The 17,819-nt window shown below is 38.1% G+C and carries 21 protein-coding genes; 4 read left to right on the top strand and 17 right to left on the bottom strand.

Annotation, left to right across the window (positions count from 1 at the left end; all coding sequences use genetic code 11):
• Nucleotides 1-237: 237 nt before the first annotated feature.
• Genes AC27IF_RS01330 through AC27IF_RS01320 form a run of 3 tightly spaced genes read right to left on the bottom strand, consistent with a single transcriptional unit; the run spans nt 238 to nt 3,671 of the window.
• On the bottom strand, nt 238-1,608 hold the full coding sequence (locus AC27IF_RS01330; protein ID WP_487051415.1) for a sigma 54-interacting transcriptional regulator: 1,371 nt from the start codon (nt 1,606-1,608) through the stop codon (nt 238-240).
• Nucleotides 1,609-1,614: 6 nt separating this feature from the next.
• Nucleotides 1,615-2,181, bottom strand: coding sequence for a hypothetical protein (locus AC27IF_RS01325; protein WP_487051413.1), 567 nt, complete (start codon nt 2,179-2,181; stop codon nt 1,615-1,617).
• Nucleotides 2,178-3,671: a HAMP domain-containing sensor histidine kinase gene (locus AC27IF_RS01320; protein ID WP_487051411.1), complete on the bottom strand. Its 1,494-nt coding sequence runs from the start codon at nt 3,669-3,671 to the stop codon at nt 2,178-2,180. The genes AC27IF_RS01325 and AC27IF_RS01320 overlap by 4 nt, the downstream gene beginning before the upstream one ends.
• A 333-nt stretch (nt 3,672-4,004) precedes the next feature.
• Here AC27IF_RS01320 and AC27IF_RS01315 point away from each other — a divergent pair, with 333 nt between their 5' ends.
• Together AC27IF_RS01315 and AC27IF_RS01310 are read left to right on the top strand one after the other, a co-directional pair.
• On the top strand, nt 4,005-4,295 hold the full coding sequence (locus tag AC27IF_RS01315; RefSeq protein ID WP_487051409.1) for an EF-hand domain-containing protein: 291 nt from the start codon (nt 4,005-4,007) through the stop codon (nt 4,293-4,295).
• 125 nt (nt 4,296-4,420) lie between these two features.
• On the top strand, nt 4,421-4,753 hold the full coding sequence (locus AC27IF_RS01310; protein ID WP_487051407.1) for a hypothetical protein: 333 nt from the start codon (nt 4,421-4,423) through the stop codon (nt 4,751-4,753).
• Between the two features lie 174 nt (nt 4,754-4,927).
• Here the strand turns inward: AC27IF_RS01310 and rpsQ are convergent, their stop codons facing one another.
• The 12 genes from rpsQ to AC27IF_RS01250 form a co-directional block, all read right to left on the bottom strand.
• Nucleotides 4,928-5,179, bottom strand: coding sequence for a 30S ribosomal protein S17 (gene rpsQ, locus AC27IF_RS01305; protein WP_487051405.1), 252 nt, complete (start codon nt 5,177-5,179; stop codon nt 4,928-4,930).
• Nucleotides 5,179-5,370, bottom strand: coding sequence for a 50S ribosomal protein L29 (rpmC, locus tag AC27IF_RS01300; RefSeq protein ID WP_159821672.1), 192 nt, complete (start codon nt 5,368-5,370; stop codon nt 5,179-5,181). Before rpmC ends, rpsQ begins: the two co-directional genes overlap by 1 nt.
• Nucleotides 5,370-5,783, bottom strand: a complete 414-nt coding sequence (gene rplP / locus AC27IF_RS01295) for a 50S ribosomal protein L16 (RefSeq protein ID WP_118958500.1) — start codon at nt 5,781-5,783, stop codon at nt 5,370-5,372. The genes rpmC and rplP overlap by 1 nt, the downstream gene beginning before the upstream one ends.
• A 12-nt stretch (nt 5,784-5,795) precedes the next feature.
• Nucleotides 5,796-6,494: a 30S ribosomal protein S3 gene (gene rpsC, locus AC27IF_RS01290; RefSeq protein WP_487051402.1), complete on the bottom strand. Its 699-nt coding sequence runs from the start codon at nt 6,492-6,494 to the stop codon at nt 5,796-5,798.
• A 12-nt stretch (nt 6,495-6,506) separates the two neighbouring features.
• On the bottom strand, nt 6,507-6,839 hold the full coding sequence (rplV, locus tag AC27IF_RS01285) for a 50S ribosomal protein L22 (protein WP_487051400.1): 333 nt from the start codon (nt 6,837-6,839) through the stop codon (nt 6,507-6,509).
• Nucleotides 6,840-6,850: 11 nt separating this feature from the next.
• Nucleotides 6,851-7,126, bottom strand: a complete 276-nt coding sequence (gene rpsS, locus AC27IF_RS01280; protein ID WP_011041718.1) for a 30S ribosomal protein S19 — start codon at nt 7,124-7,126, stop codon at nt 6,851-6,853.
• A 76-nt stretch (nt 7,127-7,202) separates the two neighbouring features.
• Nucleotides 7,203-8,027 (bottom strand): 50S ribosomal protein L2, encoded by an 825-nt coding sequence (gene rplB, locus AC27IF_RS01275; RefSeq protein WP_487051398.1) that lies wholly within the window; start codon nt 8,025-8,027, stop codon nt 7,203-7,205.
• A gap of 10 nt (nt 8,028-8,037) precedes the next feature.
• Entirely contained in the window at nt 8,038-8,340 is a 303-nt protein-coding gene (gene rplW / locus AC27IF_RS01270; protein WP_487051396.1) for a 50S ribosomal protein L23, read from the bottom strand.
• Nucleotides 8,337-8,942 carry a 50S ribosomal protein L4 gene (gene rplD / locus AC27IF_RS01265; RefSeq protein ID WP_487051394.1) on the bottom strand — a complete coding sequence of 202 codons (606 nt, stop codon included), beginning with the start codon at nt 8,940-8,942 and terminating at the stop codon, nt 8,337-8,339. The genes rplW and rplD overlap by 4 nt, the downstream gene beginning before the upstream one ends.
• Before the next feature lie 16 nt (nt 8,943-8,958).
• Nucleotides 8,959-9,597: a 50S ribosomal protein L3 gene (rplC, locus tag AC27IF_RS01260; protein WP_487051392.1), complete on the bottom strand. Its 639-nt coding sequence runs from the start codon at nt 9,595-9,597 to the stop codon at nt 8,959-8,961.
• A gap of 14 nt (nt 9,598-9,611) precedes the next feature.
• Entirely contained in the window at nt 9,612-9,944 is a 333-nt protein-coding gene (gene rpsJ, locus AC27IF_RS01255; protein WP_487051390.1) for a 30S ribosomal protein S10, read from the bottom strand.
• Nucleotides 9,945-10,620: 676 nt separating this feature from the next.
• On the bottom strand, nt 10,621-12,090 hold the full coding sequence (locus AC27IF_RS01250; RefSeq protein ID WP_487051388.1) for a carbon starvation CstA family protein: 1,470 nt from the start codon (nt 12,088-12,090) through the stop codon (nt 10,621-10,623).
• A 249-nt stretch (nt 12,091-12,339) separates the two neighbouring features.
• On the opposite strand from AC27IF_RS01250, the gene AC27IF_RS01245 reads away from it, so the two are divergent.
• Together AC27IF_RS01245 and fusA are read left to right on the top strand one after the other, a co-directional pair.
• Complete coding sequence (locus AC27IF_RS01245) at nt 12,340-13,968, top strand: AMP-binding protein (protein ID WP_487051386.1); 1,629 nt, start codon at nt 12,340-12,342, stop codon at nt 13,966-13,968.
• Between the two features lie 236 nt (nt 13,969-14,204).
• A complete protein-coding gene (fusA, locus tag AC27IF_RS01240; RefSeq protein ID WP_487051384.1) occupies nt 14,205-16,310 on the top strand; it encodes an elongation factor G in 2,106 nt (701 codons plus the stop codon).
• Nucleotides 16,311-16,450: 140 nt separating this feature from the next.
• On the opposite strand, the gene AC27IF_RS01235 is transcribed toward fusA, so the two are convergent.
• Together AC27IF_RS01235 and AC27IF_RS01230 are read right to left on the bottom strand one after the other, a co-directional pair.
• Nucleotides 16,451-17,326, bottom strand: coding sequence for a M48 family metallopeptidase (locus AC27IF_RS01235; protein WP_487051382.1), 876 nt, complete (start codon nt 17,324-17,326; stop codon nt 16,451-16,453).
• Between the two features lie 34 nt (nt 17,327-17,360).
• The gene (locus AC27IF_RS01230) at nt 17,361-17,819 is read right to left on the bottom strand and encodes a YbjQ family protein (RefSeq protein ID WP_487051380.1); all 459 of its coding nucleotides are present in this window, start codon (nt 17,817-17,819) and stop codon (nt 17,361-17,363) included.

The following is a 17,819-nucleotide window of genomic DNA, read 5'->3' as shown; positions in this document are numbered from 1 at the left end:
ATTAGTTACCTTTTATCCACATGAAAACCATGAGAAAATTTCAAAAGGTAAGTTAAAATTCAAGGCCAGAAATTTGACCCGTCACTGCCTTAAAAAGACCACCCATTCGCTCAAAAAACCGACTAATAGTCGGGCACTCAAAGTTAGCGGGCGCGAGATTATAACACCACTTATGTGAAAGTGGTAGTTTAATGTACTAATAAATAGATAGGCTATTAATTGAGGTTACCGGCAATGTTAAACATCTTCTTCTCTGAAGGATTCTGCATTCAGGAAATGTCGTTTCAATAATTTGTAGAAATCAGTTCTATTTCGTTGCGCTATTTTTGCCGCTTGAGAAACGTTTCCTGCTGTCAACTTAAGTAAATTGGCCAAATAGTCTCGCTCGAACTGTTCTTTGGCCTGTTGAAATGAGGGTAACTGTGTATCTTCTTCCTTTATTGCATTTCTTATTAAACTGGCGTTAATTAAAGAATCTGTGGATAAAGCGACACCTTGCTCAACAACATTTTGTAATTGTCGTATATTACCAGGCCACGGTGCACTTATTAGTAGCTCCATTGCCTCAACAGAGAAGTCATTAATTTCTATTGCCGCTTTTGTCGCTGCTTTATCTAGGAAATGTCGTGCTAACAGAGGTATATCTTCGCGACGCTTTGATAGAGGAGGTAACTCTAACTCAACGACATTCAATCGATAATATAAGTCTTCCCTAAAGGTTTTATCGGCAATAGCTTGTTGTAAGTTTTTATGAGTAGCAGATATAACCCGTACATCCACCTTTACTGATGTAGTACTACCAATGGGTCGTACTTCCTTTTCCTGTATAGCTCTGAGTAATTTCACTTGAAAGTTCATTGGCATATCGCCAATCTCATCAAGAAAGAGCGTTCCTCCTTGCGTTGCTTGAAATAACCCTAGATGTTTCTTTTCAGCTCCTGTAAAGGCTCCTTTCACATGACCAAATAATTCTGACTCTAATAACTGCTCAGGTATTGCAGCACAGTTAATGGCAGTAAAAGGCTTATCTTTCCGTCTGCTTACTTGGTGTATCGCCTGTGCAAGTAATTCCTTTCCTGTTCCACTTTCACTATGTATTAATAGGCTAAAGTCACTTTGTGCAACTTGCTTGCTTTGAAGTAACAATGATTCCATTATTGCACTTCTGCTGATAATTTTTGCACGCCACGCCGATTCTTTAGTTTTACTTCGCGTGATTGTTGGTTGTAATTTAATCGCCTTCTTTACAGTATCTAACAACTCTTGGCTTTCGAATGGTTTGGTAAGAAAACCAAATACCCCCTCTTTAGTTGCATTAATGGCATCTGGTATCGTGCCATGCGCGGTCATGATAACTACTGGCATATTAGGGTACTGTTTCCTAATTTGTGCAAATAATGCCATGCCATCCATCCCTTCCATGCGTAAATCGCTGATAACCATATGTGGATGAAAACTTTTTAATATTCCCAAGGCCACTTTCGCGTTTTCTGCCGATTCAACACTATAACCTTGGGCTGACAATCTTATAGTTAGTAAACGTAATAAACTTGGATCATCGTCAACAACCAAGATTTTTTTAACTAAGTCATTCTCTGTATTATGCATGTGTGTTTATTGGCCACGTTCATTGATATTTTTTTCAATATTTTTAAGCTGTACAATTTGTTTATTCAATGTCGAAATTGTTTGTTGCTGTGCATTAATAGTCTGTTTGCTCTGTTTATACGCACCTTTATAGTTATTCATTTGCTCTAATTGCAACAACTGTTGGTTTAACTGATCTTTTAACATAGTAATAAAAGCTAAATCTGCTTCGCTGAAAGAAGAGTCTTGAGGTGCGCTTAAATCCAGAAGATTTAATTTAGCTTTAGCTGTATAAGGGTTGTATATCAGTGAGTTAGGTAAGCTATATAGTACAACTAATTGTATATTTACTTTATTATTCGCTATTACACCTTTATTTTTTATGCTATTTATTTCCTGTGTAAGCTCGACATTGTTAAGTGTTGTTAGCCATAAATAATAATCACTAACTTCATTATTTTGAGAAGTAGACTCAGGTATAGATTGACAAGCAAACAACATTGAAGCCATCAATAGATATACGCTCCATTGTTTAAATTTTCTTTTAAATTCGTTATCCCCTTTACGGGTAAAGTTAGTTTCAAATAAACTCATGCTGTATCTACTAATCGTTCAGCTTTTGGTAACGTTATTTGTATTTTGGTGCCCGAGACTTCTTTAGTTTGACTAATTAATTGAATGTCACCATTTAAACGCATTATCAACTCCTTCACTATCGTAAGCCCAAGCCCACTGCTTTTAATATGATCACTTTTGGGCTCAGGCCCCTGATAAAAAGCATCAAATACGTTACCTTGAATATTTTCATTTATGCCTACCCCATTATCTTCTATTGATAATTGCAATTGTTCGTTTTTAAGTAAACAGTCAATAGATATTCTACCTTTTTCTTTAGAGTACTTAATTGCATTAGAGATAATATTATCAAGTATGACCTTCAATTGTTTGTAATTAGAATAAACAGTGATTTTTCCCAAACTGGGTATTATTTGAAGGTTTTTCTTTTTAATATCTAATATATGATCACTAATAACCTCTTCAACCAATGCGTGTATAAATATCGCTTCTCTATCTTGTAAACTAGTGGAGTCTAATACAATATTAAAATTTAATAACTCTTCAATTAAAAGCTGTAATCGACTGACACTGGTTTTAATTATTTCACACACTTCTTGTTGGGCATCATTAAGCTCTCCAACACTATTATCATAAAGCAGCTCTGTTCCTTCTCGCATAGCAGCGAGAGGTGTTTTCAATTCATGTGATATATGTCGTATAAAACTCGATTTTTGTAATTCTAATGCTTGTAAACGAAGACGCATCATCTCAAGAGCATTGGCAATTTCTCTTACTTCTATCGTTCCATTCAACTTTATCTGATTATCAAATTCTCCTCGTTCTAAATTTTCAATCTTTGATATTAATAGTTTTAACGGAGTTGTAATTAGATAAACAAATATACCTGCAATAAGTAACGTAATTGGAATGATTAACAAGCTAAGTAAAATTGTATTACTGACTTGCTGTGTCATTAAGTTAATCTTAACCGCTTGTTCTTTGATTAACTCCCGACCTCGTTGATCAATACTCTGACTGATTTTACTTACAATAATAAAGTCATTTTCAATAAGTCTTAACCTGTCATTGGTAGTAGCCTCTTTATCGAATTGAAGATGAATTACATTAATAACCCTTTTTAATTCATTTGCTAGTCTGGTCAGTTTTTCATCTTGATATACAGATATTTCAGAATCAATAAGTACAAGTACCTGACGTTCAAGACTCAAATAACTTTCTTTGAGTTCTTCATCGTTAAGGATGATATATTGACTAGCAAACCGCTCAAGTTTTAACTGACTTTCAATTAACTCACTCGTTATTGTTGTTAGATTTACAACTGAGAATATTGTTTGGCTTGCTTGCTTAGATATTTGACTCACTTTCACCGCACTGTAGATAAGTGCAAACACTAGAGGTACAACGGCTAACGTAAATCCTAATAAAGTTAACTTTTTAATTGATAAAGTTCGGCTACTGATTTTATTTAGTAGCCCAGACAGTTTATGTGCTTTTGTTGAATGCAATTGCTTTAAGCTTCCAGCTTTAAATTAGGTCATTATCGCATTTTTAATTCAATTCTAGTTAAAGCACAATACTGTCGCTAAATAGAGACACAGATATAAACCTACACTGAATAGAATTATTCCCAATTTATCAATACATTATAAATAATTAACAGCGGTTAAATTTAAAGAAAAATATTTAAATAATTATAACTGTCTCTATTTGCTGACAATCAAACCAATAAATATTAACAACAACCCCATCAACCAACCTAAAAACAATAACTTAGAAAGTTGGCGCAAGTTGTGCTATCTCATGTTGAACACTACAACTACCAACTCTAGGAATATAACATGAAGAATATTAGTTTAATCAAAGTTACTTTAGCTGTATATATAACAACTTTAGCGTCAACTTACGTAAGCGCAGAAAATAACACTCCAGATATAGCTCCATCCATTACGTCACTACCTAGTGAACAAATTTCATTCGCTGCACTTGATACAGATAAAGATGGCTTGCTGAGTATCTCAGAAACAAAAGGGAATGAGCTTTTACATAATGATTTCGCAAATGTTGATATTAATGGTGACGCCAGTATCAGCCAAGATGAACTATCTACATATATCAATAAAGTTAAATAAACACCTTACCTTTCACTTTACAAATTAAAACGGGATATTTTTACTGAATATTCCGTTTTCTCTTTGCTATTTTTTGCCGGCTGCTCCCAACACATTTTATCAGTCGGCCTTTTTAAAGGTTATTTATGAGTGATATTCCACTGCGTATTATGAAAATGAATGATTGGATTTTTGAAATAAAATCTATCCGTGCCATCAAAGTAGATAATTACGGTGAACCCTATAGCGCTATTGCTAATTTAAATTTCTATGGGGATACCGCGCACATAGATGGTTTCATGTGTCGAGACGATGAAGGTCTGAGTGAAAAGGACTATCAGGTGTTTTACAGAATTTGCCAAAAGCTTAATATTACGACAGCCGAGATTAATCGCTTTAAAGAAGGCAAGCTAATACAAGAATCAATTAATCTTAAAACCCTCCCTGCTAAGTCTCCTACCCTAAAATTAGCTCTGTAAAGTTATAGAGTTTTATTTAAGTGTCTAACGCTCCAGCCAATGAAAAATGACTTTTGCTAACGGCATTAGTTAGTCAATAATTTAAATAATACACAATAAAAAAACCCTTACCAAATTAATGATAAGGGTTTTTAACGGTCACTTTGAAAAAGTTAAATTAAGTATAAATACTAATTAAGCTTTAACTAGAACGTCTACTAATTTCCAGTTTTTAGACTTAGAAATTGGTGCACATTCAGTGATAGTTACTACATCACCTTCGTTACATACGTTAGCTTCATCATGTGCTTTCAACTTAGTTGAACGCGTAATGAATTTACCGTATATAGGGTGCTTAACGCGACGTTCGATCATTACAACAATAGACTTATCCATTTTGTTACTGATAACAACGCCTTGTAGTGTGCGGATTTTGGCTTCGCTCATTACTTACCTGCCTTTTCAGTGATGATAGTCTTAACACGTGCAATGTTGCGACGTACAGTTCTTAGCAAGTGAGTTTGTGCTAATTGACCAGTGCTTGCTTGCATGCGGTAGTTAAACTGCTCGCGTAGAAGCTCTAGTAATTCAGCGTTAAGCTCTTCAATGCTTTTTGCTTTAAGTTCGCTAGCTTTCATTACATTACCGTCCTAGTTACGAAGGTTGTTTTGAAAGGAAGTTTAGCAGCTGCTAAAGCAAAAGCTTCGCGTGCTAATTCTTCTGAAACACCTTCCATTTCATAAAGAACACGACCAGGAAGAATTTGGCAAACCCAATATTCTACTGAACCTTTACCTTTACCCATACGAACCTCAAGAGGCTTTTTGGTAATTGGCTTATCAGGGAATACGCGAATCCAGATTTTACCTTGACGCTTAACGTGACGAGTCATAGCTCGACGTGCGGCTTCAATTTGGCGAGCAGTCATACGACCACGCTCAACCGATTTTAAACCGTAAGTACCGAAGCTTACTGAGCTACCTGTGTGCGATAAGCCACGGTTGCGCAGTTTCATCTGCTTGCGGAATTTAGTACGTTTTGGTTGTAACATTACTTATTCCTCTTACTTACTGTTTTTGCGGTTGTTTTTTCTTTTAGGCTTAGCAGCTGGTTGCTCTGCTTGCAATGGCATTTTACCAATGATTTCGCCTTTAAAGATCCAAACTTTAATACCAATAACACCGTAAGTAGTGTCACCACGCGCAATTGCGTAGTCGATATCAGCACGTAATGTATGTAGAGGTACACGACCTTCACGATACCATTCTGCACGTGCAATATCAGCGCCGCCTAAACGACCACTAACTTGTACTTTGATGCCTTTGGCGCCTAAACGCATTGCGTTTTGTACGGCACGCTTCATAGCGCGACGGAACATAACACGACGTTCTAATTGACTAGCAATACTGTCAGCAACAAGCTGCGCATCCATTTCTGGCTTACGTACTTCAGCAATGTTGATTTGAGCAGGAACACCAGCAATTTTAGAAACCGCTAAACGTAACTTCTCAACATCTTCGCCTTTCTTACCGATAACAACACCTGGACGAGCCGTGTGAATTGTTACGCGGATAGATTTAGCTGGACGTTCAATAACTACTTTAGATAATGATGCACGCTTAAGCTTTTCAGTTAGATATTCACGAACTTTATGATCGCCATCTAAGTTGTTAGCAAAATCAGCGCTGCTTGCAAACCAAGTAGACGCATAAGGTTTTGTGATACCTAAGCGAATACCGGTAGGATTAACTTTTTGACCCATACTAATATACTCCTAGTTATCAGACACAATCACAGTGATGTGACTTGTGCGCTTTATGATGCGATCGGCACGACCTTTCGCACGTGGCATAATACGTTTCATTGTTGGACCATCGTCAACCATAATGGTTTTAACGAATAATTCATCAATGTCTGCACCTTCGTTGTGCTCTGCATTAGCAATCGCTGAGTTAAGTACTTTTTTAACTAAATCAGCAGCTGATTTGTTGCTGTAAGTTAAAATTTCAAGTGCTTTCTCAACGTGTACGCCACGGATTTGATCCGCAACTAAACGTGCTTTTTGAGCAGAACCGCGGGCAAATTTATGTATAGCAATTGCTTCCATTTAACTTCCCCTTACTTCTTAGCTTTCTTATCAGCGACATGACCGCGATAAGTACGAGTTGGTGCAAATTCTCCTAATTTGTGACCGATCATTTCTTCGGTTACAAATACAGGAACGTGTTGACGGCCATTATGGACAGCTATGGTCAATCCGATCATCGTAGGGATGATCATTGAACGACGGGACCAAGTTTTAATTGGCTTTTTATTCCCGCTTTCCACCGCTTTCTCTACCTTCGTCAACAAGTGTAGGTCAATAAAAGGACCTTTCTTGAGGGAACGTGGCATGGTGATTCCTTAATTATCATTACTCTAATTACCGACCTAATGCCGATAATTGAGAGTATTTAGTTTAATGCACTAATTACTTAGTACGACGACGCACGATAAATTTATCAGTACGCTTATTCTTACGAGTCTTGTAACCCTTAGTTGGTACACCCCAAGGTGATACCGGGTGACGACCGCCAGATGTTTTACCTTCACCACCACCGTGTGGATGGTCAACTGGGTTCATGGCAACACCACGAACAGTTGGGCGAACACCGCGCCAGCGTGAAGCACCAGCTTTACCCAGAGAGCGAAGCATGTGTTCAGCATTGCCGATTTCACCTAAAGTAGCACGACAATCTGCTTCGATTTTACGCATTTCGCCAGAGCGAAGACGTAAAGTAACGTAAGCACCATCTTTCGCAACTAATTGTGCGTAAGTACCAGCAGCACGAGCAATTTGCGCGCCCTTACCTGGTTTAAGTTCGATTGCGTGAACAACACTACCTAATGGAGCATTGCGAAGTGGCATGGTATTACCCGCTTTGATTGGAGCGTCTACACCAGACTGGATTGTATCACCAGCTGTTAAGCCTTTAGGGGCTAGGATGTAACGACGTTCGCCATCTGCGTATAATACTAAAGCGATGTTAGCACTGCGGTTTGGATCGTATTCTAAACGCTCAACTTTGGCTGGAATGCCATCTTTGTTACGTTTAAAGTCAACGATACGATAATGATGCTTATGACCACCGCCAATATGACGAACAGTAATACGACCATTATTGTTACGACCACCAGACTTAGACTTAGTGTCTAATAGTGGTGCATAAGGCTTACCTTTATGAAGCTCTTTGTTTACCACTTTAACTAGGTGACGACGACCCGGAGAAGTAGGTTTACATTTTACTATAGCCATTTTCTATCTCCTATTGCTCTGCGCCAACGAAATCGATGTCAGAACCTTCTGCAAGAGTAACGTAGGCTTTTTTCCAGTCGTTACGACGACCAAAACGAGCACCTGTACGTTTTGTTTTACCCTTAACATTAAGTGTATTAACACCAACAACAGAAACTTCAAAAAGCTTCTCAACTGCCGCTTTGATTTCAGCTTTAGTTGCATCAGTAGTTACTTTGAAAACAACAGTGTTGTTTGCTTCAGCAGCTACAGTTGCTTTTTCAGAAATATTTGGTGCCAAAAGCACTTTTAACAAACGTTCTTCGTTTATCATGCTAGTATCCCCTCAATTTCTTTAACTGCATCAGCAGTAATTAAAACTTTTTCGAAACCAACTAAACTTACAGGGTCGATTGCTTGTACATCTACTGCGTCAACTTTATATAAGTTGCGTGCTGATAAGAACAAGTTCTCGTCAACTTCTTTAGTTACAATCAATACGTCTTTAAGTTCTAAACCTTTCAACTTAGCAACTAAGTCTTTAGTTTTAGGTGTTTCTACCGCGAAATCGTTAACTACTACTAAACGTTCTTGACGAACTAATTCAGATAGGATGCTAGCGATAGCACCACGATACATTTTACGGTTAACTTTTTGGCTGTGATCTTGAGGTTTAGCAGCGAATGTTACGCCACCTGAACGCCAAATTGGACCACGAGTAGTACCAGCACGTGCACGGCCAGTACCTTTTTGACGCCATGGCTTCTTGCCACCGCCGCTAACTTCTGAGCGAGTTTTCTGAGCACGAGTACCTTGACGAGCACCAGCTGCATAAGCAACTACTACTTGGTGTACTAAAGCTTCATTAAACTCACGTCCAAAAGTTGCTTCAGAAACTTCAAGAGCACCTGATGCGTCTTTTAATGATAATTCCATCACAAAATCTCCTGGACTAAGCTTTAACAGCTGGTTTGATGATTACGTTGCCATTGATTGCGCCCGGAACTGCACCTTTAACAAGTAGCAAGTTACGTTCAGCATCAACGCGAACCAATTCAAGGTTTTGTGTAGTAACGCGCACAGCACCCATGTGACCAGACATTTTTTTGCCTTTGAAAACGCGACCTGGTGTTTGACACTGACCTAACGAACCGTTAGAGCGGTGAGAAATCGAGTTACCATGCGTTGCATCTTGCATGCTGAAATTCCAGCGCTTGATACCACCTTGGAAACCTTTACCTTTAGAGGTACCAGTTACGTCTACTAATTTAGTGTCATTGAAAAGCTCAACAGTGATTTCACTGCCCGCTTCAATGTCGCTGCCTTCATTTTCGTTTAAGCGGAATTCCCACAGGCCACGACCTGCTTCAACGCCTGCTTTAGCGAAATGACCAGCTGCTGGTTTTGTTACACGGCTTGCTTTACGCTTGCCCGTAGTAACTTGAAGCGCTGAATAACCATCGTTGTCTACAGTTTTAACCTGAGCAACACGGTTCGCTTCAACTTCTAGAACGGTAACAGGTGTTGATACGCCATCTTCAGTGAAGATACGTGTCATGCCTACTTTACGTCCAACTAGACCTATAGTCATTGTTAAAACTCCTCTTAGCCCAAGCTGATTTGAACATCAACACCAGCTGCAAGATCTAAACGCATTAGAGCGTCTACAGTCTTTTCAGTTGGTTCAACGATATCAATCATGCGTTTGTGAGTACGAATTTCGTACTGGTCACGCGCATCTTTGTTAACGTGTGGAGAAATCAAGATAGTGAAACGTTCTTTGCGAGTAGGAAGTGGAATAGGACCACGAACCTGTGCGCCAGTACGCTTTGCAGTATCAACGATTTCTGCTGTAGATTGATCAATCAAACGATGATCGAACGCTTTCAAACGATGATCGAACGCTTTCAAACGAATGCGAATTCTTTGATTTGACATTTATCAAATCCCCTTTTAAAAGAACAAAAAAATACATCCCTCTGCTTCCTTATGTACCGGAAGGGGGTGTATTACAAAATAAACATTCAACGCAAAATTAGCGTTGCTGTAAAAAAGCCAAAACAATTAATTTTAGGCTTTCGCACACTCAGTTACCTGAATGTGGTCGCGTATTATACCTAATTTTGTTAATTGAGCAAGCGCTTATTTTCATTACTCGTTTTCTGTCTGAGCGCGCTTTCTTATAGGTAGCCAATAACCAAATCCCCACAACATAGTTTGTATAAAATTCATTGTCGTTGTGGTTTCTCTCTCAAATTTAACTCTCAAGTAATAATATTCAATTAAGTGTATTAACAGCACTCCTGTTGCAATTATGAAAAGATAAAATTGAATTAGTTGTGGTAACGGAGAGATATCTAACAAACCTGCGATGGTCAATGTCCACACAACTGTTAAAGAAGCTTTAAGTATTTTTATTGTTATGTTCATCAACTTCACTCTATTCTCTTCAGTATATTGGAAGTTATATTACAACACGTTTTTAACTTGTGTTATCAAAACCCCTATTTAACTAAATTCCACTATTAACATGTAAGTCAATTTATAAGGGTCTATGACTATGGCCTATGGGCACACTTCCAATTACTGATATGTGCCATTATTTTATATACCTTCACGCTTGTGTTGGCGTTGTTCGCTTCATATGCAGTAAACTTAAAATAGTCATTAATAAAACAGCAACAACAGCTCCTATATATTGGCTAAATTGTACAGGAAGATTAAAGCCAATACCTGCAGTCATGATATAAGATACCGTGACGCTTGTTCCGATAACAGCAGGAACACTTACTATCCAATGGAATGTTCCACGGTCAAATAAGTACTTAGTCGCCAACCAAAGTACGCTAGTAGAAAGTAGCATATTTGAAAAAGCAAAATATCGCCAAATTAATGAAAAATCTATTTTCGTCATGAAATAGGCAATGATTAAAATAGGTACTGCTAAGAAGATACGATTACGCATGCTTTGTGGAATATTAAAAGCATCTACTATCGTTAAGCGCAATGATCTGAATGCTGTATCACCTGAGGTAATCGGAAATACTGCCACGGCAATAATGGCCATAATACCGCCAAAAGCACCTAAATAACTAGTCGCAATATGGTTTACTACTAATCCAGGGCCACCTTGATCTAACATGGCTTTTAATTCTGTATAACCTTCGGGGAAAGCGGCTATTCCAGCAAGTGCCCATACACAGCCAACAATACCTTCAGACATCATTGCGCCATAATAAACCGGACGGACATATTTCTCATTAGTTAAACAACGCGCCATTATAGGTGCTTGTGTTGAGTGGAATCCGCTAATAGCACCACAAGTTATGGTGACAAATAATAAAGGCCACACAGGCAAACCATCCGGATTAGGCTCTAAGAAGTCATGACTAAAATGATCATGGTTAAAGTAACCGAGAAAATCTCCCATTTCAGGGAGATTTGGTGCACTCATCAGTAATGTTATCGCTATAAGTGTTGTCATCACTATCATGAGTAGACCAAACAATGGATATAGCTTAGTGATAATTTTATCGATGGGCAGTAATGTCGCCAGAAAGTAATAACCTAAAATAACAAGCACCCAAAAAGTATTGCCTGCCAGAAAAGTCCCTTCAAAATAACTCAAACTGCCAAGCAGTCCTGCTGGGCTCATGATAAATACCACACCAACAAAAAACAGTAACATGGCAGTAAAAATCAACATGATGGCTTTATAAAAAACATTAAAGTAATGGCCTGCTATTTCAGGAAGACTTTTACCATCTTCCTTGATGCTCATTACACCGGAAAAATAATCATGGACAGCACCACCTAGAATATTACCCAGTACAATCCAAACTAAAGCAATAGGACCATATAGTGCACCAAGTATTGGGCCGAAAATGGGACCTACTCCCGCTATATTTAAAAACTGTATAAGAAAAGCTTTTACAGGGTGAATGGCGACATAATCAACTCCTTCATCAAAACGAACTTGCGGCGTTTTAATCGTTGAGTCTATGCCAGCTTGTTTTTCTACAAAGGGGCTATAAAACTTATAGCCTAAAATGAGTAATGTTAAACATATGAAAAAAATAATCATATTAAATTATATCCTTTTACGTTAATCCCTATCACATCAATTATAAAAACATGATTCGCGGGCTATTTGATGTTCATACTACCTTGTTGACGGAACACCTATGTTAGTAATTGTTTTCAATAATATTCGTTTAAGATTAGTCGCCTTAACAAACTGAATTTAAATTACAATTTTATACTGCTTTGTTTCATCGCTTATTCTAATATAGCAATTATCAAGCAAAAACAAATCTGACTAGTGAAGGAAAGTATGACTAAATCTTGGTTTAATAATTATCCGGCTAATGTCGCACATGACATTGATTTAAATCGACACAGCTCCTTGATTGATTTATTTCAACATTCAACCACTAAATATCAGCAACAAACAGCTTACAGTAATTTCGGTACTGAACTAACGTTTGAGCAAGTTGATGAGCTATCTCAATATTTTGCTGCTTTTCTTCAGTCAAATTTACAGATAAAAAAAGGCGACCATGTTGCTTTAATGTGCCCTAACACCTTGAGTTTCCCTATCGCTATGTGGGGTATTGTTCGTGTTGGAGCTGTACAAGTTAATGTTAATCCTATGTACACATCACGTGAATTACAGCATCAACTTAACGACGCTCAGGTTGAAACTATTGTTATATTTTCTCCCTCAACGAAAATGTTAGCTGACATTATTGATAATACAAATATTAAAAATATTATTACGGTTACTTTGGACGACTTAGTCAATAAAGGCTTACCTTGTGCTCCCGTTGACGAACGACTCATTGATACAATCAGTTTCTCCGAGTCATTAGAGCAAGGTAAAAAACTTGCATTTACTGAACCGACACTGCGCCAAGATGATTTACTTTTCTTACAATATACAGGTGGTACAACGGGATTATCAAAAGGAGCAATGCTCAGTCATGGCAATTTAATTGCCAACATTCTGCAATACCAAGAGTTCTCTAAAAACCATATTAATTACGGTGAAGACGTTGTTATAACAGCTATACCTATGTACCACATCTTTGCTTTAATGGCGAATACCCTAGCTTACTTCTATTTCGGGGCAAAAAATGTCTTAGTAACTAACCCACGAGATATGCCAAGCTTTGTTGAAATTTGGAAGAATACACCTGCTACCATGTTCACAGGTGTTAATACTTTATTTAATGGTTTATTACATACGCCTGGTTTTGATCAAGTTGACTTCTCTGCGTTGAAACTTGCTATTGGTGGTGGCGCTGCTGTACAACAGGCTGTAGCAGATAAATGGCAAGAGGTTACGGGTGTACGTTTACAAGAAGGTTATGGTTTATCTGAAACGTCACCAATTTTAACGCTAAATTTTGGTAACAGTGATCAAACTGATTATATCGCTGGTATTGGTATTCCTATACCCGGTACCGATATTTCAATTCGTGATGATCACGGTAATATTGTCGCCGGGACAGAATCCGGTGAATTATGCGCTAAAGGCCCACAAGTCATGTCCGGCTATTGGAATAATGAAGAGGCAACGAGCAACTGCATGACCGCTGATGGGTACTTCAAAACTGGCGATATTGCCATGCTTGATGATAAAGGTTTTTTTCATATCGTTGATCGTAAAAAAGATATGATTAATGTCTCCGGCTTTAATGTCTTCCCTAATGAAATAGAAGCTGAAGTGGCAAACATGCCGGGTATATTAGAATCGGCTTGTATTGGTGTAGATGATGCTAATTCAGGTGAAGCAGTCAAGTTATTCGTAGTCAAAGAAGATTCAGGTATTACCGAAAATGATGTGATAAGTTTCTGTCGCCAAAAGCTCACTGCTTATAAGGTTCCTAAACATGTGGTATTTATCGATGAGATCCCTAAATCCACTGTCGGTAAATTATTACGTAGAGCATTAAGATAAACTCTATTAATACAATAAACAGAGTTAGTTCTCATATCCTCCTATATATAAGCAGCACTTCGCTGCTTTTTTATACTATTTACAATTTAATTGTCAATCTTCTACCGATCTTTGTCGAGTAATGGTATACTCGCGCGCAAATTTTCAACAGTTCTGCTTTCTTATACTTATATAGATATTTTTATTTTATAACTATAAGAAAGCAGAATAGACATTAACTAAGTAGAGTAAAAGTAATGGCAGATTTATCCAAATACAGAAATATTGGTATTTTCGCTCACGTTGATGCGGGTAAAACCACAACAACTGAACGTATCCTAAAATTAACAGGTCAGATCCATAAAACTGGTGAAGTACATGACGGTGAGTCAACAACAGATTTCATGGAGCAAGAAGCTGAGCGCGGTATTACCATCCAGTCTGCTGCGGTAAGCTGTTTTTGGAACGATCACCGTTTCAACGTTATCGATACTCCTGGTCACGTTGACTTCACTGTTGAAGTTTACCGTTCATTAAAAGTACTTGATGGTGGTGTTGGTGTATTCTGTGGTTCTGGTGGTGTTGAACCACAATCAGAAACTAACTGGCGTTATGCGAATGACTCAGAAGTTGCCCGTATTATCTTTGTAAACAAATTAGACCGTTTAGGTGCTGATTTTTACCGTGTTGTTAAACAAACTCAAGACGTATTAGGTGCTAACCCACTTGTTATGGTATTGCCAATTGGTGAAGAAGATGAGTTTGTTGGTGTTGTTGATCTACTTACCCGTAAAGCATGGGTATGGGATGACACAGGTCTTCCTGAAAACTACAAAATCGAAGATGTTCCAGCGGACATGGTTGAAAAAGTAGAAGAATACCGCGAAATGCTTATCGAAACTGCTCTTGAGCAAGACGATGACCTTTTCGAAGCATACCTAGAAGAAGGTGTTGAGCCTTCTATGGAAGATATCAAACGTTGTATCCGTAAAGGTACACGTACTATGGACTTCTTCCCTACTTACTGTGGTTCTGCTTTCAAAAACAAGGGTGTTCAAAACATTCTTGACGCTGTTGTTGATTACTTACCATCACCTACAGAGGTTGATCCACAACCACTTACTGATGAAGAAGGTGAGCCTACTGGCGCACATGCACTTGTTTCTGCAGATGAAACATTCAAAGCATTAGCATTCAAAATCACAGATGACCGTTTTGGTACATTAACTTTCGTACGTATCTATTCAGGTACATTAAAGAAAGGCGATACCATTCTTAATGCCGCAACAGGTAAAACTGAGCGTGTTGGCCGTATGTGTGAAATGCAAGCCGATGATCGTAACGAACTAACTTCAGCACAAGCCGGTGATATTATCGCGATTGTTGGTATGAAGAGTAACGTTCAAACAGGTCACACATTATGTGATCCTAAAGATCCAATCATCCTAGAAGCTATGGTATTCCCTAAGCCGGTAATCTCTATCTCTGTTAAGCCTAAAGATAAAGGTTCAACTGAGAAAATGGGTATTGCTATCGGTAAAATGGTTGCAGAAGATCCTACTTTCCAAGTTGAAACTGATGTTGATTCAGGTGAAACAATTCTATCTGGTATGGGTGAGCTTCACTTAGATATCAAAGTAGATATTCTAAAACGTACTTACGGTGTTGAATTAGAAGTTGGCAAACCTCAAGTTGCTTACCGTGAAACAATTACTGCAGAAATTGAAGATTCTTACACGCATAAGAAACAATCTGGTGGTTCTGGTCAATTCGGTAAAATTGATTACCGTATTAAGCCTGGCGAACCTGGTTCTGGTTTCGTATTCAGCTCTGTTGTTGTTGGTGGTAATGTTCCTAAAGAATTCTTCCCAGCAATCGAGAAAGGCTTCAAAGGCATGATGGATACTGGTGTTCTTGCTGGTTTCCCTGTACTTGACGTTGAAATTGAACTATATGATGGTGGCTTCCATGCTGTCGATTCATCTGCTGTTGCATTTGAACTTGCTGCTCGTGGTGCTTTCCGTCAATCAATTCCAAAAGCTGGTGCTCAGTTAATTGAACCTATCATGAAAGTTGATGTGTTTACGCCTGATGATCACGTTGGTGATGTTATTGGTGATTTAAACCGTCGTCGTGGCATGATCGGTGGTCAAGACGCTGGTGTTTCTGGTGTTCGTATTAAAGCTGACGTACCACTTTCAGAAATGTTCGGTTACATCGGATCTTTACGTACAATGACATCAGGTCGTGGTCAATTCTCTATGGAATTCTCTCACTACATGCCTTGTCCAAACAACGTAGCTGAAGAAGTAATTGCTGAAGCCAAAGCGGCTAAAGAAGCTAAAGAAGCTGCTAGAAAATAATTAACCTATTTCATTAGAAATATAAGTTAATATAAAAGCCTACTTCGGTAGGCTTTTTTGTGCCTGAAGTTTAATTGTCATTTATTACTACGTTTAGTCCCATCAAACTTAAACAATATTAAGAGCTTAAAAAATTAGCTCTAGCTCTCTGTTTTATCTTTAGTTTCTGCTAACTTGTCTAGCTTAAGTTTTTCGAGAATCTTATCAGGAATAGGTATCGTTGCACCTTTGGTCAAATATTGGTTTGACGCAGCTAAAGCGCTCACTAACTCATTACGTACTTTAATTTCAGGGTGGGATTGAAGGAATTGAACACTATGAAAGCCAGTTGCTAGACTTTCTTGCTTCAACACATTAAACAATTCAAATGCCCCTTGCATATGGTTATATAGTCGGTAATTTGCGATAGCCGCCTCATAGTCAGCATCTTGCTCTTGACTACGGCTAAAACTCAACAAAGTTATAAGGGAGGTATCAGAAAGCAAACTCGTCACATCAGAGCTTGCTTGACCACCAATCATGGCAATAAGTAAATTAATGATTAATCCCTTATTAAGAGACTTTAATGGATGGCGAAGTTTTACATGCGCTATTTCGTGAGCTAAAAGCATCATCAAAGCATTCTCACTGGGTAGTTTTTCTAAAAGCCCACGATAGACAAATATATTTCCTCCTAACGTTGCCATCGCATTAACAACATCCTGATTTACATACTGAACTTGAATAGTCATCTCTTCAGGTAAATCCATCTTAGTAGCGACTTCATCAACTAAAGTTTGTAAATAGTCATCAACAATACCCTTCTCACCAGAAAACTCCTGAATAATAGGCGTAGCAAGGTGTTGCTCATAACTAAAAGGGATAAAGCGAGTGGCCCAATCTAACATTGCGCCTATCAGCATCACTAAAACAATAATAAAGACGAGTATACCGGTCGATAATAGCGCAAACTCTTTTAAGGGATGTTCTTCCGTGGTATTTATCCCTTCCGGAATTTTAGGGTTGGAATACTTCATCAAATCAATTTAATTCACTTAACACTAGATTTCATTACTCTGGTGAATTTATTAAGGCGGTACCGTAAGCGAAAACTTCTACCGAGCCAATATTACCAGCTGCGTTTTTTGAAATGGATGCCGTTTCAATTTTTATATTAAAAACTCTATCTGCATTAAACGAGAGCGCTTCTTGCTTCAAGCGAAGTATTGCTTCACGCCTTGCACGATCTAATAACGTTTCGTACGCGGTAACTCTGCCGCCTACAATTGATCTTAACAAGGCTAAAAAACGCTTAAAGTAATCTACTGACACTACCACGCTACCTGTCACCATCTGTCCAGGTTTAGTCGCATCGTTCGACGTTAGCTTTCTTGCTGCAACAACCACAACATGAGCTAATTCAGCTTCACGTTTAATAATTGATTCAAAATGTCTTCTTTCAGCGTATCGGCCAAAAAAATAACCGAGAATGAGTAAAAGAAATACGATACCTAAATGAAATAATTCCAT

The sequence above is a fragment of the Colwellia sp. KS18-150 genome (genome assembly GCF_057551365.1).
The sequence above is the reverse complement of the archived record's forward strand: the minus strand, read 5'-3'. Positions and strand labels throughout refer to the sequence as shown.